The organism is Salinimicrobium sp. WS361 (assembly GCF_050750585.1).
Taxonomy (GTDB): domain Bacteria; phylum Bacteroidota; class Bacteroidia; order Flavobacteriales; family Flavobacteriaceae; genus Salinimicrobium.
On the sequence record NZ_JBOJLM010000002.1, the window covers coordinates 208,246 to 216,868 of the forward strand.

Annotated in this window: 5 protein-coding genes and 1 pseudogene; all 6 read left to right on the forward strand. The window is 44.6% G+C overall.

Annotated features, from left to right (window positions below):
* Entirely contained in the window at positions 1-1,023 is a 1,023-nt protein-coding gene (ruvB, locus tag ACQ93I_RS02860; RefSeq protein WP_423819937.1) for a Holliday junction branch migration DNA helicase RuvB, read from the forward strand.
* Positions 1,024-1,257: 234 nt separating this feature from the next.
* Positions 1,258-1,662 carry a transposase gene (locus tag ACQ93I_RS02865; RefSeq protein WP_423819936.1) on the forward strand — a complete coding sequence of 135 codons (405 nt, stop codon included), beginning with the start codon at positions 1,258-1,260 and terminating at the stop codon, positions 1,660-1,662.
* Between the two features lie 130 nt (positions 1,663-1,792).
* A complete protein-coding gene (locus ACQ93I_RS02870) occupies positions 1,793-3,118 on the forward strand; it encodes a cytochrome P450 (protein ID WP_431697054.1) in 1,326 nt (441 codons plus the stop codon).
* Positions 3,119-3,192: 74 nt separating this feature from the next.
* Positions 3,193-4,128: a tRNA epoxyqueuosine(34) reductase QueG gene (gene queG / locus ACQ93I_RS02875; protein WP_431697055.1), complete on the forward strand. Its 936-nt coding sequence runs from the start codon at positions 3,193-3,195 to the stop codon at positions 4,126-4,128.
* A 215-nt stretch (positions 4,129-4,343) separates the two neighbouring features.
* Positions 4,344-6,103 (forward strand): annotated as a pseudogene (locus ACQ93I_RS02880) (trehalase family glycosidase).
* A gap of 132 nt (positions 6,104-6,235) precedes the next feature.
* On the forward strand, positions 6,236-8,527 hold the full coding sequence (locus ACQ93I_RS02885; RefSeq protein ID WP_431697056.1) for an NADP-dependent malic enzyme: 2,292 nt from the start codon (positions 6,236-6,238) through the stop codon (positions 8,525-8,527).
* Positions 8,528-8,623: the final 96 nt, after the last annotated feature.

Here is an 8,623-nt window from a genome sequence, read left to right on the forward strand (position 1 = left end):
ATGAACGAAAACCTTGATCCCACCGGTGAAAATTTTTCTTCGGAAGAACTTGACATCGAAAGAGCTTTACGGCCTCTCGAATTTGATGATTTTGCAGGCCAGGATCAGGTATTGGATAATCTTAAGGTTTTTGTTGAAGCTGCCAATCAACGTGGGGAAGCTCTTGATCACACGTTGTTCCATGGTCCTCCCGGGCTTGGTAAAACTACTTTAGCACACATTCTGGCTAATGAGCTTGGCGTGGGTATAAAAGTAACTTCAGGCCCTGTGCTCGACAAGCCGGGTGATCTTGCAGGGCTGCTTACCAATCTCGATGAAAGGGATGTATTATTCATAGATGAGATCCATCGCCTTAGTGCCGTAGTGGAAGAATACCTCTATTCGGCTATGGAAGACTACCGTATCGATATTATGATCGAAACAGGCCCGAATGCGCGTTCTGTACAAATCAATTTAAATCCCTTTACGCTTATAGGTGCAACCACCCGTAGCGGATTACTCACCGCGCCTATGCGGGCACGCTTCGGAATTTCCAGCCGACTCGAATACTACACCACCGAATTGCTTTCAGATATCGTTCAACGAAGTGCGCATATTCTAAAAGTTCCAATTTCTATGGAAGCTGCTATCGAAATTGCCGGCCGTAGCCGTGGGACACCGCGTATCGCAAATGCCCTTTTACGAAGGGTAAGGGATTTTGCGCAGATAAAAGGCAACGGAAAAATTGATATAGAAATAGCAAAGTTCAGTCTTAAGGCATTGAATGTAGATGCTCATGGACTTGATGAAATGGACAATAAGATCCTCACCACTATTATTGACAAGTTTAAAGGTGGCCCGGTGGGCATCACCACCCTTGCAACCGCAGTGAGCGAAAGCGCAGAGACTATAGAAGAAGTCTACGAGCCCTTCCTCATCCAACAGGGCTTCATTCAACGGACACCCCGGGGAAGGGAAGTCACCGAAGCTGCCTATAAACACCTCGGAAGAGTAAGAGGCGGTATCCAGGGAGGATTGTTTTAATGTAAACCTAACAGGTCTCTAAGACCTGTGAGGTTTTTACTAGAAGAGTAAGAAATGAAGCAGGATGTACTTGAGCCGGGTGGAACTTATCACATTTTCAATAGGGGGAACAATAAAGAAGATATCTTCAGGGAAGCTGTGAATTATGACTATTTTCTTCAGCTTCTAAAATAATACATCATCCCCACAGCCGATGTGTACGCATACTGTCTCTTAAAGAATCATTTTCATTTTTTGTTGCGAATCAAAGATGCTCAGGATCTACCTCATAAATTCTTTGAAAAACCACACCTGGCTTTTTCACATTTTTTCAACGCCTATACTAAAGCAATCAATAAAAGATACGGCAGGTCGGGTAGCCTTTTCCAGGAACATATTAAAAGAAAAAGAGTAGAGGATGAAAGATATTTAGTTCAATTAATTGCTTATATTCATCTAAACCCTGTAAAACACGGTTTTACTGAAGATTATAAAAGTTATAGGTTTTCTTCTTATCAGGCTTATAAATCGTCTAAACCTTCACTTTTGAAACGGGAAGTTGCACTGTCCCTTATCGATCATGAAGTGTTCGAATATTGGCATGATGAAAGAAAATTGCAAACCGAATATTTAAATAATTTCCTGCAGCACCAGACCTAACAGGTCTTCAAGACCTGTTAGGTCTCTACATAAGAGTAAGAGGCGGTATCCAGGGAGGATTATTTTAATATTGGCATTTTAGACCTCACAGGTTTTTAAAAACTGTGAGGTCTGCCAGAGATCCAAAAACATGAAAGACACCAGTGGTATACCAACAGTTTCCAGACTTGAATTCTATAAAAGTGCAGCCAGCATATTGAAAAATCCGTTGCCCTTTCATAACAGGAATTTTCAGAAATATGGAGATACCTTCAGGTTGAACATCGGTTTTGGTCGGAAGATCATTTTTTCCCGCGACTCAGGTTTTGCCGAATACGTACTTCAGAAGAATCAACGGAATTACAAGAAGTCGGAGATCCAGACTCAGGATATGGCAAAATATCTGGGTCATGGTCTGCTTACTGCCGAAGGGGAACTTTGGAAAAAACAGCGTAAGCTCATCCAGCCGGCATTTCATAAAAAGCAACTGGCAGGGCTGCTGGATAAAGTTCAGGCTGCAATCACCGAGGAGCTAAACAAGATAAGAACGAATGCCCCTATGGATATTTTTCCGGTGTTCAATGATCTGGCTTTTCAAACGGTGGTCAAATCTCTTTTTAGTAGTGCGGTGGGGCAGCAGGAGATCAACAGGTTGCAGTACATTACAGAGGCGGCTCAAAAAATGCTTGTACGGGAGTTGAGGCAGCCGTACCTGAGCTGGTACTTCAGGTTGAGCGGCAAAATACAGCAGCACCTCGACCTTACCGATGAAGCAAGGCAGATCCTCACCCGTCTTATTGAAGAGCGAAAGAAAAGTGGAAAACGGGAAGACGACCTGCTCGATATGCTGCTCGATGCCCGTTACGAAGACGGAAATGCCATGAGCCACAAGCAGCTGGTTGACGAGATCCTCATCCTGTTCACTGCCGGCCACGAGACCACTTCAAACTCCCTCACTTTTATTACGCAGTTGCTGACCAGAGATCCTGAAATTCAGGAGAAGATCTTTGCGGAAGTAAAAGCCGCTAAAGAAAATTCAGGAGAGCTTATGGAATTCCTAAGGCATTGCCGCTTTACTCAGGCAGTGGTGGAAGAGGGCATGAGGCTGTATCCGCCGGTGTATTTTATTGATAGGGTGAACCTGGAGGACGATGAATTCGAAGGGAAATTCTACCCCAAAGGTTCCAGCCTGTTGTTTTCCATTTATGAGATCCACAGGCACCCAAAACATTGGAAGGATCCTGAGCAGTTTTTACCTGAAAGATTTCTTGAGGGAAAATACGCCAACTATTTTCCGTTTGGTGCAGGCCCGCGCAAATGCATCGGGAATAATTTTGCTATGTATGAGATGGTGATGACAGTAGCCGAACTGGTTTCCAGGTACAAAATTGAGGCCGGCACGGGAGAAATCAAAATTCAGCCGCTCATCACCCTTAAACCAAAAAACGCCATACTTCAGTTTAAGCTTCGGAAATAATCCCTTCCAAAAATGCTATTTTTGGCACCTCATAATTTTTTGTGTTGAGCACAGAAGTTGCAAAGTTTTAGAAAGTGAATAATTCAGCAAGATCAAAGAACAGCGCTTTAATTAAAGCCGAAGCCCAGCGCCTTGGCTTTCTTTCCTGCGGAATTTCGAAAGCTGAATTTCTCGAGGAAGAAGCGCCGCGCCTGGAAGAATATCTGCAAAAAGAAAGGCACGGAAAAATGTCATTTTTAGAGAACTATTTTGACAAGCGTTTAGATCCCACAAAATTGGTGGAAGGTTCTAAAAGTGTGATTTCCCTGCTACTGAATTATTACCCGGAAGAGAAACAGCGGGAAGATTCCTACAAGATCAGTAAATACGCTTACGGCACCGATTATCACTTTGTCATTAAAGATAAACTGAAGAGTTTACTGCAGTTCATTCAGCAGGAAATAGGCGAGGTTGAAGGTCGTGCTTTTGTAGATTCGGCGCCGGTGATGGATAAAGCCTGGGCCGCCAAAGCCGGATTGGGCTGGGTGGGCAAGCACAGCTTGCTGCTCTCAAAGCAAAAAGGTTCCTTCTTTTTTGTAGCCGAACTCATTGTGGATCTGGACCTGGAATATGACGCGCCGGTAACCGATCACTGCGGAAGCTGTACCGCCTGTATTGATGCCTGCCCTACAAATGCCATTGTGGAGCCCTACAAGGTTGACGGGAGCAAATGCATTTCCTATTATACGATTGAACTGAAGGATCAGCTTCCGCAGGAAATGAAAGGGAAGTTTGATGACTGGGCCTTTGGATGTGATATTTGCCAGGATGTGTGCCCCTGGAATAGATTTTCAAAACCTCACAACGAGCCACTTTTCAACCCGCATCCCGAGTTGCTTAGTATGAGCAAAAAGGATTGGGAAGAGATCACCGAAGAAACTTTCCGGAAGGTCTTTAAGAAGTCGGCCGTTAAACGTACCAAGTATAGCGGACTCACCCGAAACATAGAATTTTTCAAAAAAGATTCCTGAAGCTTTCTCTACAGGAATTCGTAACTTTCTGTTTCAACGGAAAAGTTATGGTCCCAAAAAAGCCTTTTTTAATCCTCATTTTTAGTTGTTTCTTCCTGAATTCTCCTTTTTTTGCACAGGAATTTCAGCTGAAGACCGGGCAGACGATGCAACGCCTGTTACAACAGGCCGATACAGATGGTGACAAAAAGATCACTGTAGAAGATGATCCAAAAATGCCATTTTTGGTACCTCTTTCCGAAGGAGATTCCGTAGAGATCGGCCAGATCTATTACTTGTCTAACCTGCTTCAGGAGTTGGCAGTAGCTAGGGCACAAAATAAAGATTCAGTAGAAATTTCGATTGACAGGATTAAAGAGCCGCCTACGCAGCGAATTTCCAGGAGGATTGAAAAGCAGTTTTGGGATGATCTCACCCGCAAGATTGACCGTAAGGGTATTCAAAAGATCCTGAGAGATACAAAAGCTTCAGATGGCGTACAGCGCTTGTATGTGCCGGCGACCGATACTTCAGGGATCAGGTATTACAAAGATCTTCAGCAGGAGCTAAGTGGGTTTGAGGTAGTGGTGCTTCCGGAGAAAATCACTCCGCAGTATGTCAAATCTATTAATGACAAACCCGGCCTGCTTGCCCTGAAAATAGAAGATGACCGCGGAGTTCCTTTTGTGGTGCCTGGCGGCAGGTTCAACGAAATGTACGGGTGGGACAGTTATTTTGAAGGCGTGGGCCTGCTTATCGATGGGAGAATTGACCTCGCAAAGGCTATGGTTGACAACTTTGTTTATCAGATCAACCACTACGGAAAGATCCTCAACGCCAATCGCTCCTACTACCTCACCCGCACACAGCCGCCGTTCATGTCTTCATTTGTTCGGGAGGTTTATGAAGCTATGGAAGTTAAGGATGAAGCCTGGCTGCGCGAGGCGCTGAATGCTGCCATAAAAGAATATGAGCAGGTGTGGATGGAGGAAGGAGAGCGACTAACCGGGAACGGACTTAACCGGTATTATGCGCAGGGAATAGGCATCCGCCGGAGACTGAAAAAGGGCATTTTAACGAGGTGCTTCAGGAGTTTGCCGCAAAGCATGGCCTAGATGTTTCAGAATTTGTAGAGCAATATCAAGCGGGAGCAATAGAAGCCCCGGAAGTAGATGAGTATTTCAGGCATGACAGGACGCTGCGGGAGAGTGGGCATGACACTTCCTGGCGACTCGAAAACCGTGCGGCACATTTGAATACCGTCGATCTCAACTCGTTACTTTACAAGTATGAAAAAGATTTTGAATTTCTCATAGATGAATATTTCGATGGGAGTTTCACCACTTCAGCTGGGAAAAAATATACCGATGATTACTGGGAAGAAAAAGCTGAAGAACGGAGAGCCCTGGTCAATGAATATTTGTGGAATGAACAAGAAGGAAGTTTTTACGATTATAACTTTAAAACCGGAGAACAGACAAAATACATTTCGGCCACAAATTTTTATCCGTTGTGGAGTGGTCTTGCTTCCGAAGCACAGGCAGAAAGAATGGTTCCGCAGTTAATGCAGGATCTTAAGGCGCAGGGCGGCATTCTTTCAAGCGCAAGATCATCGGTAGAACAAACCGCCACAAACGATGTGCAACGGCAGTGGGATTATCCTTTCGGCTGGGCGCCCCATCAAATGCTGCTGTGGCAGGGACTGCTTAATTACGGTTATGAAGAAGAGGCTTATGAGCTTATTTACCGCTGGCTCTGGATGATCACCAAAAATGCGGTAGATTACAACGGCACCATTCCGGAGAAATACGATGTTGTTGATGCCACGCATAAGGTTTATGCCGAATATGGGAACGTGGGGACAGAGTTTGATTATATCACCACTTCAGGCTTTGGCTGGATGAACGCTTCTTATCAGCTGGGTCTGGAGTTACTTCCGAAGCAATACCGCGAAAGGCTGAACGAGCTGGTACCACCCGAAAAAGCCGGATTTTAATTACTGAAAATGGCTGTATAGATATTTCCGGATGATTCATTGCGGTTGCAGTTAACATCAAAAAATAAGCTATAGCACCAAGCTATAAATGCGAAACTCTTACCTTTGTGCTGCCCCATAAACAGGGAAATTATGAAGAACGAACGCAAAAGACGTGAAGCTCTGGTGTATCACGCAAAACCCACGCCGGGAAAGATACAGGTTGTGCCCACCAAAAAGTACTCTACTCAAAGAGATTTGTCACTGGCATATTCCCCGGGAGTAGCAGAGCCCTGCCTTGAAATTCATAAAAATAAAGAGAACGTATACAAATATACCACCAAAGGGAATCTCGTGGCCGTTATTTCTAATGGTACCGCTGTTCTTGGACTTGGGGATATAGGTCCTGAAGCCTCAAAACCGGTGATGGAAGGGAAAGGCCTGCTTTTTAAGATCTTTGCCGATATTGATGTTTTTGACATTGAAGTAGATACTAAAGATGTAGACGCTTTTGTAGAAACCGTCAAAAATATTGCGCCTACTTTTGGAGGTATTAACCTGGAAGATATTGCAGCGCCCGAAGCTTTTGAGATTGAAAGAAGGCTCAAAGCAGAACTGGATATTCCCGTGATGCACGATGACCAGCACGGTACTGCTATAATTTCGGCAGCAGCTTTGCTCAATGCGCTTGAGCTTGCCGACAAAAAAATAGACGAAGTAAGAATTGTTATAAGTGGAGCAGGAGCTGCCGCAGTTTCCTGTACTAAATTATATAAGGCATTCGGTGCAAAGGCAGAGAACATCGTGATGCTTGACAGTAAAGGAGTCATTAGAAAAGACAGGGAAGGTCTTTCTGAAGAAAAATCAGAATTTGCTACAGCCAGAAAAATCGATACGCTCGATGAGGCCATGGTAGATGCCGATGTATTTGTTGGTCTTTCTATTGCCGATATTGTTTCGCCTGATATGCTTAATCAAATGGCTAAAAACCCTATCGTTTTTGCCATGGCGAATCCAAACCCCGAAATTGATTACGATCTTGCCTGCTCTACCCGTAAAGATATAATTATGGCTACCGGGCGTAGCGACCATCCTAACCAGGTGAATAATGTGCTTGGGTTTCCATTCATCTTTCGTGGAGCCCTTGATGTTCGTGCTACCAAGATCAACGAAGAAATGAAGATGGCGGCTGTAAAAGCCCTGGCCCGTCTTACCAAAGAGCCTGTGCCCGAGCAGGTAAATATTGCCTATGGCGAAACCCGACTAAATTTTGGCAGGGAATATATTATCCCCAAACCATTTGATCCGCGTCTTATTTCAGAAGTGCCGCCGGCTGTAGCGAAAGCTGCAATGGAATCGGGAGTTGCACGCAGCCCGATTCAGGATTGGGATCGCTATGAAGATGAGCTGCTTGAAAGAATGGGTAACGACAGCAAGATCACCAGATTGTTGATGAACAGGGCGAAAATGGATCCGAAGCGGGTGATTTTTGCTGAAGCAGATCACCTCGATGTTCTAAAAGCTGCCCAGATTGCTTACGATGAGGGTATCGCCAAACCAATCTTGCTTGGTAGAAAGGATGTGATCACTGAACTGATGGCAGAAATTGATTTTCACGCCGAAGACGTGGAGATCATCGATTCAAAATCTGACGAGGAGGAAGCCAGGCGTAACCGCTATGCTGAAGTTTACTGGAAGTCCCGCCAGAGGAAAGGAGTTACAAAATATGATGCGGAGCTGCTTATGCGTGCCCGAAATTATTTTGCCGCAATGATGGTAAATGCCGGAGACGCCGATGCTTTGCTGTCGGGTTACTCAAGGTCGTACCCTACCGTATTGAAACCTATGCTCGAACTTATTGGAAAGGCAAAAGGAGTTTCGAAGGTGGCAGCAACCAACTTGATGAATTCGGCCCGCGGCCCTATTTTCATCAGTGATACCTCGGTGAATATTGATCCTACTGCGAAAGAACTGGCCAAAATTGCACAAATGACCGCCAGAACTGTGCGCCTTTTTGGAATGGATCCTGTAATTGCCATGATCTCTTATTCTAACTTTGGATCTTCAACTAACGAGAAGGCCGAAAAAGTAAAAGAAGCTGTAGATTATCTGCACAGGTTCTACCCAGATCTTGTGGTAGACGGTGAAATGCAATCGGACTTTGCACTTAACAAAGAGATGCTTCGCAAGAAATTCCCATTCTCAAAACTGGCCGGAAAAAAAGTTAATACGCTCATCTTCCCGAATCTTGATTCTGGGAACAGCACCTATAAACTCATCAAAGAGCTTAACAAAACAGAATCTGTAGGGCCAATCTTAATGGGAATGAACAAGCCGGTGCATGTATTGCAGTTGGGGGCAAGTGTTGAAGAGATTGTGAATATGACAGCAGTAGCCGTGGTTGACGCCCAGGAAAAAGAGAAAAGAGCCAAACGGCAACAATAAAATAACAACCGTGCAGGTACTAAAAAGGCTTCGTTTGTCTTGGAAGTATTTTGAAAAATAAATGATACAGGAAAATGCCTTTTTTGAGGGGTAAGA